The following is a 13,750-nucleotide window of genomic DNA, read 5'->3' as shown; positions in this document are numbered from 1 at the left end:
TTTAGCCGCACCCAATCACTCCACTTCATTATACATGAAGCAAAAGACCGAATTCAACCTGGCGCGCCGCGGCTTTCAGCCAGATCCTTTTCCCCTATAGCGTCTCCTTATACGACAAAACCGATGCCTGCGTCAGGCATCGGCTTTACGGAGCGGAAGCTTCCGACTCTTAAGAAGCGCCTTTAGCCGAGCAGTTTGCGGATAAATGCCGCTTCCTCTTCCGACGGTCCCGCGAGCGGCGGGCGGACGTCGCCGACGGGAAGCCCCTTCAGGGTAAGGGCATATTTGACGGCGACGGGATTCGGCACCGGATGCGGACATTGGAACAAGCCTTTGAATACCGGGAAGCAGCGGTTGTTGAGCCGGACCGCATCCTCTCTTCGACCCTCCAGCGCAGCCGCGATCAGCTCCTTCATCTCGGCTCCGATCACGTGGCTGGCCACGCTGATCAGTCCGTAGCCCCCGATCGAGAGCACGGGCAGATTGACGGCATCGTCGCCGCAGTACAGCAGAAAGCCTTCCGGCGCATCCTTAATGATCTCCGTCATCTGGTCGAGCGTGGAGCATTCCTTCGTGGCCGCCACGTTGGGCAGCTCGGCGAGCCGCAGCGTAGTGGCGGCCGAAAGGTTGACTCCGGTGCGTCCGGGCACGTTATAGAGGATAACCGGAAGAGAAGTCGATTCGGCGATCGCCTTGAAGTGGCGGTACATTCCTTCCTGGTTCGGCTTGTTGTAATAAGGGGTGACGAGCAGAATGCCGTCGACGCCGGCCTGCTCCGCGATCCGCGTCAGATGGATCGAATGAGCGGTGTCGTTGCTTCCCGTGCCGGCGATAATCTTGCAGCGGCCGGCGGCGCGTTGGACGGTGAAGCGGAACAGGGCTTCCTTCTCGTCGTCCGTCAGCGTGGGGGATTCCCCGGTCGTGCCGCTAACGACGAGGCTGTCCGATTTCTGCTCCTCGATCAGGTAATCGACAAGCCGGCCCGTTACTTCCCAGTCGATCTCCAGCTGCTCGTTGAACGGGGTGACCATCGCCGTAATCAAGCGACCAAAACTCATCTTCGTTTCCTCCTCCGAAATGTGCGCGAAAGGGCGTTGCGCCGGTCCGCAAGGACCGGGGCGTCCGCTTGCGCCGTCCTCCCCGTTCAGGGAGTCAGGTGCAAGCTGAACGCAGAATGAAGAGCCCGCATGGCGGGCGCCATATCTTCTTCAGACACCAGCACCCAGATGGTGGCGTTGGAGTCTGCCGATTGCAAAATGGGGATGTTGCTCTCCGTCAACGCTTCCACGATTCGGGCCATAACGCCGGGCTCTCCGTTCATTCCGCCGCCGATGACCGCCACTTTGGCGCATCCGGCCCGGGAACGGGGCTCGAAGCCCATCTCGCGCAGAAGCGCGATCGCCAGGTCCGCGTCGGGTTCGCCGACCGTATACAGAATGCCGGCCGGCGTCACGTTGATGAAGTCGACGCTGATGCCGTTTATCGCCATGGCCCGAAAGACTCGTAATTGCAGGTCCGACGGCCCCTCCGGCGTGCCGACCGCCAGCTGGGTTACCCCGCCGACGTGGGCGAGACCGGTGACGGCGCGGTCCATCCAGCCGCTTTTCTCGCGGGCAAGGTCCGCGCGGGTCACCAAAGTGCCTTCGCTATCCGAGAACGTGGAACGCACCCGGATCGGCACCCCGGCCCGCATGGCGATCTCCACGGCGCGCGGATGAATGACCTTGGCTCCGTTGTAGGCCATGTTGCAAATCTCTTCGTAGCTGACGACCGCCAGCGGCCGCGCTTCGCCGACCAGCCGGGGATCGGCCGTCAGAATGCCTTCGACGTCGGTGTAGATGTCGACGACGGAAGCTTCCAGCGCCGCGCCGAGCGCGGCGGCCGACGTATCGCTTCCGCCTCGCCCGAGCGTCGTGATCTCCCCGTCCTCGGTCATGCCCTGGAACCCGGCTACGATCACGACTTTGTCGTCGGCGAGATGCTCGGCGATCTTGGCGGGATTCACCTTCGCGATGCGAGCCGAACCGAAACGGCCGTCGGTGACGATGCCCGCCTGGCCGCCGGTCAAGGCCACGCTCGGAATGCCTTCGCGATTCAGCAAGCTGCACAGCGTCGCCGCGGAGATCAGTTCTCCGCAGCTGAGAAGCATGTCCTTCTCGCGATCCGGAAGGGATCGGCCGTTGCGGTCGATCCAGTCCAGCAGCGTATCGGTCGCATAAGGCTCGCCGCGCCGGCCCATGGCCGAGACGACCACGACGAGACCGGCGCCGGTCGCGCGTTCGCGCGAAATATGACGGAGGACGTGCCGCCGACCTCGTTCGTCGGACAGCGACGTCCCTCCAAACTTCTGCACCGTGATCATGATTCGTTCCTTCCTTCATCCTTGATGAAAAGCGGATGAACGACAAGGCGTCGGGGGTCCGATCCCGGGTGCGATGAATCCGATGTAAAATGCTGCATCGTAAAATAAAGAAAACAAATCCCGTCAGGCGTATAAAAATCGTTCAATCAGCATGGGCTGAAGCTGTTTGCCTTGCAATGCGGCCTCGCACGTCTCCATGACCAGGTCCATTCTCGCCACGAGCGAATTCGGCTTCGCTTCGGGATTATCCTGGCCGAACGGAACGAAGTAAATGTTCTTCGCCACCAGCAACTTGGCGATATTGGCGGCGTTCAGCCCGAGGCCGTCGTTGGTCGAGATGGCCAGCACGATCGGCCGGCCGTTGCGCATCTGCGCCTTGGCCGCCATCAATACCGGACTGTCGGTGATCGCGTTGGCAAGCCGGCTCGTCGTATTGCCCGTGCACGGCGAGATCGCCAGCACGTCGAGCTTCTTCGAGGGGCCGAGCGGTTCGGCTTCCGGAATCGTGCTGATCAGCTCGTTGCCGGTCAGCTCGCGAAGCTGCTCCTGCCAATGCTCGCTCGTTCCAAACCGCGTATCCGTCGTCATGATCGTTTGACTCACGATCGGCACGACGTTCGCCCCGGCATCGACGAATCTCTTGATCTGGGGCATCACTTCCGCCAGCGTGCAGTGAGAACCGGTCAAAGCGTAGCCGACCGTCGTTCCTTGCCAATTCATGTCGCATTCCCCCGTTGTCGCCCGTCTTCCAGAATCATCTGGATGAGGCCGTTGGCGATAATCCGACCGGCGGTCTTCGGAGCGACGATTCCCGGGAGTCCGGGAGCGAGCAGAGCCTTGATTCCGCGCTTCTCGGCGAAGCGAAAATCGGTTCCGCCCGGCTTCGAAGCCAGGTCGATAATAACGGCGCGCAGGGGGAGTCCGGCGATCACTTGCGCTGTGACTATCATATTAGGAATTGTATTAAAAAGCAAGTCGATATTCCCCGTCTGACGCGCCAAATCCGGCATGTAGAAAGGCTCGAACCCCATCTCGTAAGCCCGTGCGAACGACTCCTCCCGACGCACGCCGGCCTTGACCGTCGCTCCCAATCCCTGAAGCGTCCGCGCCAGCGTGAGACCGGTTCTGCCGAGTCCGAGCACCATGCAGGTGGAGCCGTGAATCGTGATGTCGGTATTTTGAATGGCCATCATCACGGCGCCTTCCGCCGTCGGGATGGAGTTGTAGATCGCAACGTCGTCCCGTTCGAACAGCTCAACCAGTCCGATCCGATGTTTCTCGCACAAGCGGCGCAGATAAGGTTTGGCCATGCCGCAATAAATCCTGCTCGTCTTCGGCAGCGCCGCCAGATGCTCGTCGGACAGCTTCATGTCTTTCTCCGTGAAGACGGCCGAGATGCTGCCGTCGTCCTCCGTTCCGACCGGCGGAAGCACCAGCGCATCCGCTTTGATGAGCGCTTCGGGCGACCATTCCGTCCTCACAACGCCGGGCAGCGGCGTATCGAGCCGGTCGAATCCCGCGACGACGACCGCCGCGTCCAGCTCCGTGAGCCGGCGGATCACTTCTAGCTGCCTTGCGTCTCCCCCTGCGAGCACGACTTGCACGCCGGTGAGCATGACAATCCCTCCCTTCTGCTGCGAGCAGCCTAGCACATCTTATGCAGCCGCCTAGCGTCCGGTGCGTGGACGGAAAGGCGGGAAGGAGGCGCCTCGCCGCCGGAAAATCCGGACGCGAAAAACCGCCGGGGAATTCGTTCCCCGGCGGTCCGGAATCCGCGCCGTCAGCGGCTGCGGAACTTCTGAACGTGCGCGCGTGCGTCTTCGACGCTGCCGACGCGGTTGCGGCTCCATTCCAGCAGAATGCGATCGATATAGCGAAAATGCAGCTTGCCCGCGAATACGGACTCCTTGAGCGCGAACAGCACAAGCTCTTCGGCATAGCCGTCCGAATCCAGCCAGCCCGTGATCGTCTCGCACTCCATCGGCGTAAGCGGCCGGCCGAACTCCTGCTCGAATACGGTCAGCAGGTTCGTCGGCGCCGCTTCGTCCGAGGCCGGGCGAAGCGGCTTCCGCAAGGAGGCCGTATCGTCCGGGCCTTCGGCGCCGAGATCCGCCGCGCCGCCGCGCAGCGGCAGCTCCTCGGCCGCCAGCAGCGCGGCGATCTTCCGGAACAGGCCGGTCAGGTTGTACCGTTCCGATTGAACGCCCGTTGCCGGGTCGTACACTTCGTCAATGCCGACGAAGCCGTGCTTGACAAGCTTCTGCATCGCCTGCCCGACCGCCGTCTGCGATGCGCCGAGCCGCTGCTGGAGCTGTTCCATCGTCGGGAATTCGTTCTGCTCCAGCTGACGGAACGCCAGCAGCTGGATGACGATCATGCATTCCGTATCGGTCAGCTTCAGCGCGCGGTAACTGCGCAGCAGGGCGTACGGCAGACTGACCGCTCCGTCCATATAAGCTTCCGCAAGCCCCCGCGCGAGCGCGTTGCGATCGAGCATCCTATTTTCTCCTCCCCTTCCGGCCGAACCTTACGGGTACAGCCGGTAAAGCATGCGCGGGAACGGAATCGTCTCCCGCACGTGGTCCAGGCCGCAAATCCAGGCGACCGTACGCTCCAGCCCGAGACCGAAGCCGGAATGCGGCACCGTGCCGTATTTGCGCAGATCCAGGTACCAACCATACGCTTCCGGCGCCAGCCCGTGCTCGGCGAAGCGGGCTTCGAGCAGCGCCGGGTCGTCGATCCGCTGCGAGCCGCCGATGATCTCGCCGTACCCTTCCGGAGCGATAAGGTCCGCGCACAGCACGACCTCCGGCCGGTTCGGGTCCGGCTTCATATAGAAAGCCTTGAACGAAGCCGGGTAGTGAGTAATGAACACCGGCCGGTCGAACCGCCGGGCGATCGCCGTCTCGTGCGGAGCGCCGAAATCCTCGCCCCACGGCAGCGCCATGTCGTCTTCCTTCAACAGTTCGAGCGCTTCGTCGTACGTGATCCGCGGAAACGGAGCCTGCACCCGCTCCAGCGCCGACGTGTCCCGCCCAAGCGTCTCCAGCTCCTGCCGGCACCGGTCCAGCACCCGCGAGACGACGAAGGAGACGAACTGCTCCTGAACGCGCAAATTTTGTTCGTGATCGACGAACGCCATCTCCGGCTCGATCATCCAGAATTCGATCAGATGCCGCCGGGTCTTGGATTTCTCCGCCCGGAACGTCGGCCCGAACGAATAAACTTTTCCGAGCGCCATCGCCGCCGCTTCCATATACAGCTGACCGCTCTGGGTGAGGTAGGCGTCCTCGTCGAAATATTTCGTATGGAACAGATTCGTCGTCCCTTCGGCGGATGATGGCGTCAGGATCGGCGGATCGACCTGCGTAAAGCCCCGTTCGTCGAAAAAATGCTGGATCGCCGACACGATCTCGGCCCGAATGCGCAGAATGGCGCGCTGCCGCGGCGCGCGAAGCCACAGATGGCGGTGGTCCATCAGGAAGTCGACGCCGTGCTCCTTCGGCGTAATCGGGTAATCCTGCGCGATCTGGATGACCTCGATGCCGGTCGCGGCCAATTCGTAGCCTGATGGGCTGCGAGGCTCCTCGCGGACGACGCCGGTAACGTAAAGCGAGCTTTCCTGCGTCAGCTCGGAAGCGGCCTGCCACGCGTCGGCCGGCGTCTCCTCCTTGACAAGCACCGCCTGAATAAACCCCGTACCGTCCCGCAGCTGGAGAAATTGGATCTTGCCGCTGGAGCGTCTCCGCGTCAGCCAGCAGCCGATGCGGACCTGCCGGCCCACATGGGAGCCCGCTTCCGAAATCGTCGTTTGGACGCTTGCCGTCATGGCCTTTTCCCCTTTCGTTCCTGTATCCCGTTCTGTTACCTCTTGCCCTTCGGGCCGATCGCCAAACGGTAGGTATCGCGGGCGATCAGCAGCTCTTCGTTCGTCGGCACGACCAGAACGTCGACCTGCGATCCGTCGGCGGAGACCCGCCGCGTCTCGCCGCTCCGTACTTCGTTGCGGGCATCGTCCAGTTCGAGCCCCAGGAACGTCAGCCCTTCGCAGACGCGCTTGCGCAGCGGAACGGAATTTTCGCCCACGCCTGCGGTGAACAGCAGCACATCGATGCCGTTCATGGCCGCCGCGTATGCGCCGATATATTTGCGGATGCGGTAGGCGTACATCTCGAACGCAAGCTTCGCCGGCTCGCTGCCTTCCTCCATCGCCTGCACCACTTCGCGCATGTCGCTGCTGAGGCCGGAGATCGCGAGCAGTCCGCTGTGCTTGTTCAGCATCGAATTCACTTCGCTAAGCGTCAGCTCTTCCTTGTTCATCGCGAACGGAACGATCGCGGGATCGAGATCGCCGCTGCGCGTTCCCATCATCAGCCCTTCGAGCGGCGTCATGCCCATGCTCGTGTCGTACGACTTGCCGTGCAGGATGGCCGCGCAGCTCGCGCCGTTGCCGATATGGCAGCTGACGATCTTCAGCGCTTCCGGCGCTTTTCCGAGGAAGGCGGCCGCCTGCTTGCTCACGTAATCGTGGCTCGTTCCGTGAAACCCGTAGCGCCGGATCTTGTGCTTGCGGTACAGCACCGTCGGAATCGCGTACAAGTAGGAAGCCGGCGGCATCGTCTGATGGAACGCGGTGTCGAACACGACCGCCTGCGGAACGTCCGGCAGATTCGCTTCCACGGCCAGGATTCCCATCATGTGCGCCGGATTGTGCAGCGGAGCCAGGTCGAACAGACGGCGGATTTCCGCCTTCACGTCGGCGTCGATCAGCACCGATTCGTGAAACGACTCGCCACCGTGCACGACGCGATGGCCGACCGCCTGAATGTCGCCGATCGCCCGGAGAACGCCGAACTTCGGATGGGTCAGCATGTCGAGCACTTTTCGTACGGCGGCCGTATGCTCCAGGATCTCGCTCACTTCCCGGACATCCGGCTCCCCTTCGACTTCATGGGTCAGAATGGACGATTCCATGCCGATCCGTTCGACCCGCCCCTTGGCGAGCACCGTCTCGTTCGTCATGTCGTACAGCTGGTACTTGAGCGAGGAGCTTCCCGCATTGATCACGAGTACGTTCATCCGATCCGGTCACCGTCCTTGTCGTACGAGAAAAATCCGACGCCCGTCTTGGCGCCGAGCTGCCCGGCCCGCACTTTTTTCTTCAGCAGAATCGAAGGCCGGTACTTAAGCTCGCCGTATTCGCGGAACATCCGCTCCAGCGCGGCCAGCACCGAATCGAGACCGAACCGGTCCGCCATCTCGAGCGGGCCGTGCTGGAACCGGTAGCCGACGCGCATCGACGAATCGATGTCCTCGGCGGACGCCACCCCTTCCTCGAGCAGATGCAGCGCCTCGTTGATCAGCAGGCAGCTGAGCCGCGTCGTGACGAATCCGGGCGACTCGAATACCATGACGCCTTTTTTGCCGAGCACCTGCTCGACGAACTCCTTCGTATCCCGGAACGTCTCCTCCGAGGTTTGCAGGCCGCGGATAATCTCGACGACGTCGATGCGGATCGCGGGATACACGAAGTGCATGCCGATGACCCGCTCCGGCCTCCGGGCCGCGCCGGCCAGCTCGGTCAAGCTGAGCGTGGACGTATTGCTCGCGATGATCGTCGTCTCCGGCAAAATCGCCCCAAGCTGCCCGAAGACGGCCAGCTTGCTGTCCAGCTCCTCGCTGATCGTCTCGATCACCAGCTCGCATGAAGACAAATGCTCCAGAGAGGGCTCGGGATGAATGCGGTTCTGGATCAGCTTCTTCTCCGCCTGCGTGATCGCCCATCGTTCGATCTGCCGGTCCAGGCTCAGCTCGATCGCTTCCACGCCCCGCTGCAGCTTCTCCGGCGTCTTCTCCGTCAGATGGACGTCCAGCCCTTTCGCTGCGAGCATCTCGGCGATTCCTTGCCCCATCGTGCCCGCTCCCACAACTCCAATCTTGCGAAACATCCGCCTTCCCCCCACCGTCTGAATGCGATCGTCACCGTTGTCCCTCTCATCTTACCACAACCGTTCTCGCCCTTGAAACGGACGAATCGATGGCGAAATTAAGAGGATTTCATGAACGCGGCGAGCTCGGAGAGAAGCAGCTTATTCTCCTCGCGGGTTCCGACCGAGATGCGAACGTGGCGCGGGAGATTCCACCCTTTGCCGGAGCGGAGGATCACGCCTTTCGCCATAAGCGCCTCGAACATGCCGGCCGCCCGTTCGCCCGGCTCGGCCAGAATGAAATTGCTCATGCTCTCGATATAGGGGATACCGAGCGCGGTCAACCCGTCGTACAGCTGCTTGCGGCCCTCTTCGTTGACCCGGCGCGACGCTTCCAGATGCGCGTCGTCGGCGAGCGCCGCAGCGGCGGCGGCTTGGGCGAGCGCGTTCACGTTGAACGGCTCCTTGACCTGGAGCAGGGAGCGCACGATCTCCGCCGGCGCCGCGCCGTAGCCGACGCGGATGCCGGCCAAGCCGTATATTTTGGAAAAGGTCTGCAGCACGACGACCGGCCGGCCTTCCCGTACGTATGCCATACCGTCATCATAGTCCGGAGCGGTCGCGAAGTGGGCGTAAGCCGAGTCGATGACGACGAGCACGCGGCGCGGCAAAGAATCGAGCAGCCTGCGCATCTCCGGCCCGGGCAGATAGGTGCCGGTCGGGTTGTTCGGCGTGCACAGATAAACGAGCTTCGTCCGCTCCGTTACGGCGGCGAGCAAATCGTCCGTAGAAAAGCGATACCCCTCGCGGAGCGGGACCGGGACCGGCGTCGCGTTCATGAGACGGGCGCCGAAGGCGTATTCGCTGAACGTGGGAGAAGGCACGACGACCTCGTCGCCCGGTTCCAAATAAGCCTCTGAAAGCAGCGTGATCAGCTCGTCTCCTCCGTTCGTGACGATCAGGCATTCCTCCGGCAGGCGCAAGCGCTCCGACAGCGCCCGAAGCAGGCCGAACGCGCGCTCGTCGGGGTATCGGTGGAGGTCCGGGAGCAGCGACTGTATCGCTTCCAGCGCCTTCGGCGACGGGCCGAGCGGGTTCTCGTTCGACGCCAGCTTCACGACCCGGTCCAGCCCGTACTCCCGCTGGACTTCCCAGATCGGCTTGCCCGCCGTATAAGGCGTCATGTCCGCCAACACGCGGCGCGGAGATACTCGGAGATCGTTCGATTCCATGGGGGTCAACTCCTATTTCGCTTTATTATAGTAATATGATAATAAATTAACGCTTTAATTTGTTAAAGTCAATAGAAAAGACAAAGTTTTCCGTTTTTCGTTTGGCCCGGCCGGTTTCAAAAAATTTCGGGACCTCACGCCGCTCCCCGCTTCTAAGTTAATCTGATTTCAAACTATCTTCGGTCCTCACGCACTCCCCACGGCTGCGTTCATCTGATTTCAGACCAAATCCGCCGCTCACGCGCCTTTGCGAGCGGATTTCGTCTGATTTCAGACTAACCTAAACTTTCGAGCAGCCCCCCACCTCGAGTTAATCTGAATTCAAACTAACTTAGGTCTTCAAGCAACTCCCCCCACTGAGTTAATCTGATTTCAAACTAATTTCGGTCCTCCCGCGCTCCCCAAGGCTGAATTATTCTGTTATCAAACCAAATCCGCCGCTCACGAGCCATTGCGAGTGGATTTCGTCTGCTTTCAGACTAACTTCGGTTCTCGAGCAGCTCCCCACTTCGAGTTAATCTGATTTCAAATTAACTGTGCTCCTCAAGCGCACCGGTAACCAAACCTCCGCGCTCTCCAATCGAAAAAAGCCCTCGTCGCGATAGACGAGGGCGGGAAGCCAGGTTCGATTCTTAGTCGGTTCAGGATTTAGCCGACGGCAAGGCCTGCGGCTTGTAGTCGAGAATTTCCGCGACTTTCTTTTTCCATTGGTCGGCGTAGTTTTTCGACTCCGACTGGTTCAGCGCCCACAACACCATAATGATCGATTCGTTCGGCTCCAGCTCGATCGGCAGCGGGTGGGACAGGCCGTCCTTCTGTTTGTACGCGTACACCTTGATCTCCCGGTCGACGACGGTCGCCAGCAAGTCGTTGTACGAGAATGCGTCGGTGGCGGTCGGCTCGACCTGCCGGATTTGATCCCAGGTCCATTGGAGCGAATCGTTCGGCGCGACCCGTTCCGGCAGCTCCGTCGGAATCTCCCGCTCCGCATTCAAGTCTACCGGCGCCGTTACGGAATCGGCGCCGTAGGAGACGCCAGTCCAGCGGCCCGTCTTGCGGGCGATGGACCATTGCTCCGTCTTGCCGCCGTCCGCGGAAGCGCCGACTGCCGCAGCATCTTCCGCCTTCGCTGCCGTCGAGCTGCCCGGCTGCTCCGCCACGGCGTCTTCGAACGCCGTATGAGGCTCGGTCGACGGATCGTAGTCGGTGCCGGCCGAAGAGGCGAGCTGCTTGATGTTCTTCACATAAAGGTACTCGGGAGCCGCGCCGTCGCCGCCTCCCGCGGCGTCCTGCGCAACGGCCACGTATTCGTTCCCGACGAACAGCAGCCGCTCGGAGACGAGATTCGGCCTGGGCGTCGCCACGACGGAAGCCGGCTTCTCGGTCAGCGCCTTGCTCCCGTAAGCCTGGTAGGCGATCAGGCTCTGGGAATCGGAATGGCCGTCGTCCGCCGTCGTCTCGATCTTCCAGAACGTCTGCTTGTACGGCATGACGATGCCGGAGCCTTCCGCCGCGACCTCCAGCTTGTTGTTCTGCGGAGCTACGAGCACGGTCCGATAGGAGCTGACCGTTCGGCCGTCCGGAGCGGTGACGTCCTTGCGCAGGCCGATGAGAACGGCGGAACGGATCGTTTCGTCGTAAGCCTCCGTTAGGCCCGGCACCGTCGCGCTCTGCAGATTATTAAGCTTCGAAGCCCGCTCGCCCGCATGGCCGCCCAGCCCGGCCGGCCCCCATTGCCAAACGGCGAAGATCAGCGCCAGGACCGCCGCAGCCGCGAGAGCCCCGGCCGCCCGGCTGCGGCGCCTCCGGGAACCCGAGCGGCGCTGCTCCGGCCGGTCGAGGTTCATCTCGATGCGGCGGCGAAGCCGATCGTCGAAGCCGTCCCGGGCGAAGGGGCCCGATGCCAGCTGCTCCTTCAGTTCCTTATCGGTCGGATCCATGATCCATCCGCTCCTTCATTTTCTGTAATTTCTTGCGCGCATGGAACATTCGCGACTTGACCGTGCCTTCCGTCACTTCGAGAATGTCCGCGATCTCTTTGAGCGATAGTTGGTTATGAGCGTATAGAATGAGTACCTCCCGATATTTGACCGGCAGCTGCAGAACGAGGCTCCACATGTCGTTCACCGTCTGGTTCTCGATCACGTCGTGCTCCACGGATCTGCGTTCGCCGGTTTCGCCGATCCAGTCGGTCAACGTCACCTTCCGCAAAAAGGCGGATCGCTGGAAATCGATCGCGGTATTGCGCGTAATGGTGAGCAGCCAGGTTTTGACCGAGGCGTCGCGGCGAAAGCCGTGCAGGTTCTTGTACACTTTGATGAATACCTCTTGCGAGATATCGTCCGCCAAATCCCACTTGCGGGTAATACTATAAGCATAATTCCAAACTTCTTTGCCGTAAACCGTCATCAGTTCGCCCAGCAGGGCTTTTTTGTCCTCATGATCGGTCATATATTTTAAATAATCGAAATTAGCCTCGGATTCCAAAACCGTTCACCTCTTCATTTGACGAACGTACCGCCAAGACGGTTCAAACAAAAACCGGAATTTCGCCAAAACGAAGCTCCGGCTCGAAGAACCTCCTTCTCATGCTATCACAATTGGCATCGAATTTCCTTTAAAGATTCCTTAAGACTTTCGGGAAATTTCGCGCAAAAGGATCGGTATTCCGTCAAAAAATCCGAAACGCAAACAGCGCCTCCGGGTCCCGAGAGACCCGAAAGCGCTCGGATGGAATCGAATCAGGCAACAGCTTGCAGCTGCTTGCGCAGCTCTTCGCCGGACAGCGTCTCCTCGCGGATCAGGATGTCCAGCATGCGGCGGAACGTCTCCAGGTGAACGCCCAGCAGATCGCGCGTCCGCTCGGTCAGATCGCCCAGGATATTCGCGTTCTCCTGCGACCACTGCTCCGTCGTGAGCGCCTGCGGGTGGACGATGCCGAGACCCGACAAGCCGGCTTCGATCATCATGCGCACGATGTTCGTCGCTTGCTCGAAGTCGTTGCGGGAACCGGTGCTCCGGCCGCCGTAATTCAGTTCCTCCGCGATCGCTCCGCCGAGGGCGATCATGATTTGCTCTTCCAGCACCGTCTTGGTGTACAAATAACGATCCTCGCTCGGATTGTGCCTGACATAGCCGAGCGCTTGGCCCCGGGGCGTCAGCGACACCTGCGCGACGCTGCCCGGACGGACCGTCTCGGCGACGATCGCATGGCCGAGCTCGTGGATCGCGACCCGCTCCCGTTCCTCGCGGGTCGTCTCGCGGTCCATCCGCTCGCCCATCATCACCTTGTCGATGGCGCGCGACAGATGCTCGGTGCGAATCTCGTCGCACTCTTCCCGCATCGCGTAGATGGCCGCCTCGTTCATCACGCTCTCGAGCTGCGCGCCCGAGAAGCCGAACGTCTCGTCGGCCACCTTCGACAGCGAAGCTCCTTCCGCCAGTGGCTTGTTGCGCGCATGCAGCTTCAGGATATGCTCGCGGCCCGTCTTGTCCGGCAGATCGACCTGAATGTTGCGGTCGAACCGGCCGGGGCGCAGCAGCGCGGGATCGAGCGTGTCCTTGCGGTTGGTCGCGGCGATCAGGAGCACGCGCGGATGCTCGTCGCCCTGGATGCCGTCCATCTCGGTCAGAAGCTGGTTCAGCGTCTGGTCGTATTCGCGATGCTGTCCGCCGTCGCGCTTGCCCCCGATGCCGTCGATCTCGTCGATGAAGACGATCGCGCTGTCCTTCTTCTGGCGCGCCGCCTGGCGGCGCGCTTCCTGGAACAGCTCGCGGATGCGGCTCGCGCCGACGCCGACGTACATCTCGACGAATTCGCTGCCCGAAGCGGCGATGAAAATCGAGTTCGTGTAGTGCGCCGCCGCTTTGGCCAGCAGCGTCTTGCCGGTGCCCGGAGGCCCGGTCAGCAGAATGCCCTTGAGCGGGCGGATGCCCAGCTTCGACAGCTGTTCGCGCTTGACGAGAAATTCGAGCGCCTCCGTCAATTCGCGCTTGGCTTGTTCCTGTCCGCCGATATCTTCGAAGGATAGCTCCTGCGGCGCTCGGGACGGACGCTTCCGGCCCGCCGCCGACACCGCCACTCCGCCCCGCGACTTCGCGAACAGAAGCAGGCCGGCGACCAGGAAGACGCCCAGCAGCAGCGGGATCGCGGGAAAACCGGCGAAGATCAGAAACGCGAGGAGAACGGGAATGAAGCCGATCGCGATCTCCTTCCGGTATTCCTTCAG

12 protein-coding genes are annotated in these 13,750 nt (G+C 61.7%); all 12 read right to left on the bottom strand.

All coding sequences use genetic code 11. The features are described 5' to 3' along the window. Nucleotides 1-182 precede the first annotated feature (182 nt). The 12 genes from dapA to H7C18_RS31635 all read right to left on the bottom strand — a co-directional run bounded on the left by dapA (nt 183) and on the right by H7C18_RS31635 (nt 13,750). Complete coding sequence (dapA, locus tag H7C18_RS31690; protein ID WP_185133134.1) at nt 183-1,058, bottom strand: 4-hydroxy-tetrahydrodipicolinate synthase; 876 nt, start codon at nt 1,056-1,058, stop codon at nt 183-185. 86 nt (nt 1,059-1,144) lie between these two features. Then, nucleotides 1,145-2,365 carry an aspartate kinase gene (gene dapG / locus H7C18_RS31685; RefSeq protein ID WP_185133191.1) on the bottom strand — a complete coding sequence of 407 codons (1,221 nt, stop codon included), beginning with the start codon at nt 2,363-2,365 and terminating at the stop codon, nt 1,145-1,147. A gap of 120 nt (nt 2,366-2,485) precedes the next feature. Beyond that, nucleotides 2,486-3,082, bottom strand: coding sequence for a dipicolinate synthase subunit B (locus H7C18_RS31680; RefSeq protein ID WP_185133133.1), 597 nt, complete (start codon nt 3,080-3,082; stop codon nt 2,486-2,488). After that, the gene (dpsA, locus tag H7C18_RS31675; RefSeq protein ID WP_185133132.1) at nt 3,079-3,978 is read right to left on the bottom strand and encodes a dipicolinate synthase subunit DpsA; all 900 of its coding nucleotides are present in this window, start codon (nt 3,976-3,978) and stop codon (nt 3,079-3,081) included. Before dpsA ends, H7C18_RS31680 begins: the two co-directional genes overlap by 4 nt. 164 nt (nt 3,979-4,142) lie before the next feature. Further along, entirely contained in the window at nt 4,143-4,859 is a 717-nt protein-coding gene (locus H7C18_RS31670; protein WP_238358100.1) for a DnaD domain-containing protein, read from the bottom strand. A gap of 30 nt (nt 4,860-4,889) precedes the next feature. Continuing rightward, nucleotides 4,890-6,191, bottom strand: a complete 1,302-nt coding sequence (gene asnS, locus H7C18_RS31665) for an asparagine--tRNA ligase (RefSeq protein WP_185133131.1) — start codon at nt 6,189-6,191, stop codon at nt 4,890-4,892. 35 nt (nt 6,192-6,226) lie between these two features. Continuing rightward, nucleotides 6,227-7,441: an acetate kinase gene (locus tag H7C18_RS31660; RefSeq protein ID WP_185133130.1), complete on the bottom strand. Its 1,215-nt coding sequence runs from the start codon at nt 7,439-7,441 to the stop codon at nt 6,227-6,229. Further along, nucleotides 7,438-8,310 carry a 3-hydroxyacyl-CoA dehydrogenase family protein gene (locus H7C18_RS31655; RefSeq protein ID WP_185133129.1) on the bottom strand — a complete coding sequence of 291 codons (873 nt, stop codon included), beginning with the start codon at nt 8,308-8,310 and terminating at the stop codon, nt 7,438-7,440. Before H7C18_RS31655 ends, H7C18_RS31660 begins: the two co-directional genes overlap by 4 nt. A 98-nt stretch (nt 8,311-8,408) precedes the next feature. Then, nucleotides 8,409-9,521 (bottom strand): histidinol-phosphate transaminase, encoded by a 1,113-nt coding sequence (gene hisC, locus H7C18_RS31650; RefSeq protein WP_185133128.1) that lies wholly within the window; start codon nt 9,519-9,521, stop codon nt 8,409-8,411. Between the two features lie 641 nt (nt 9,522-10,162). Then, nucleotides 10,163-11,461, bottom strand: a complete 1,299-nt coding sequence (locus tag H7C18_RS31645; RefSeq protein ID WP_185133127.1) for a hypothetical protein — start codon at nt 11,459-11,461, stop codon at nt 10,163-10,165. After that, nucleotides 11,445-12,008, bottom strand: a complete 564-nt coding sequence (locus H7C18_RS31640) for a sigma-70 family RNA polymerase sigma factor (protein ID WP_238358099.1) — start codon at nt 12,006-12,008, stop codon at nt 11,445-11,447. The genes H7C18_RS31645 and H7C18_RS31640 overlap by 17 nt, the downstream gene beginning before the upstream one ends. A gap of 254 nt (nt 12,009-12,262) precedes the next feature. Next, nucleotides 12,263-13,750: an AAA family ATPase gene (locus tag H7C18_RS31635; RefSeq protein ID WP_185133188.1), complete on the bottom strand. Its 1,488-nt coding sequence runs from the start codon at nt 13,748-13,750 to the stop codon at nt 12,263-12,265.

Origin of the sequence: Cohnella zeiphila, assembly GCF_014212055.1 — a bacterium.
Taxonomy (GTDB): domain Bacteria; phylum Bacillota; class Bacilli; order Paenibacillales; family Paenibacillaceae; genus Cohnella; species Cohnella zeiphila.
This window is presented reverse-complemented; position numbering and strand designations above follow the sequence as displayed.

Excerpts from the sequence above, each read along its gene's own strand:
- dapA (WP_185133134.1), bottom strand. The coding sequence starts at position 1,058 with ATGAGTTTTGGTCGCTTGATTACGGCGATGGTCACCCCGTTCAACGAG.
- H7C18_RS31680 (WP_185133133.1), bottom strand. The coding sequence starts at position 3,082 with ATGAATTGGCAAGGAACGACGGTCGGCTACGCTTTGACCGGTTCTCAC.
- dpsA (WP_185133132.1), bottom strand. The coding sequence starts at position 3,978 with ATGCTCACCGGCGTGCAAGTCGTGCTCGCAGGGGGAGACGCAAGGCAG.
- H7C18_RS31670 (WP_238358100.1), bottom strand. The coding sequence starts at position 4,859 with ATGCTCGATCGCAACGCGCTCGCGCGGGGGCTTGCGGAAGCTTATATG.
- asnS (WP_185133131.1), bottom strand. The coding sequence starts at position 6,191 with ATGACGGCAAGCGTCCAAACGACGATTTCGGAAGCGGGCTCCCATGTG.
- H7C18_RS31660 (WP_185133130.1), bottom strand. The coding sequence starts at position 7,441 with ATGAACGTACTCGTGATCAATGCGGGAAGCTCCTCGCTCAAGTACCAG.
- H7C18_RS31655 (WP_185133129.1), bottom strand. The coding sequence starts at position 8,310 with ATGTTTCGCAAGATTGGAGTTGTGGGAGCGGGCACGATGGGGCAAGGA.
- hisC (WP_185133128.1), bottom strand. The coding sequence starts at position 9,521 with ATGGAATCGAACGATCTCCGAGTATCTCCGCGCCGCGTGTTGGCGGAC.
- H7C18_RS31645 (WP_185133127.1), bottom strand. The coding sequence starts at position 11,461 with ATGGATCCGACCGATAAGGAACTGAAGGAGCAGCTGGCATCGGGCCCC.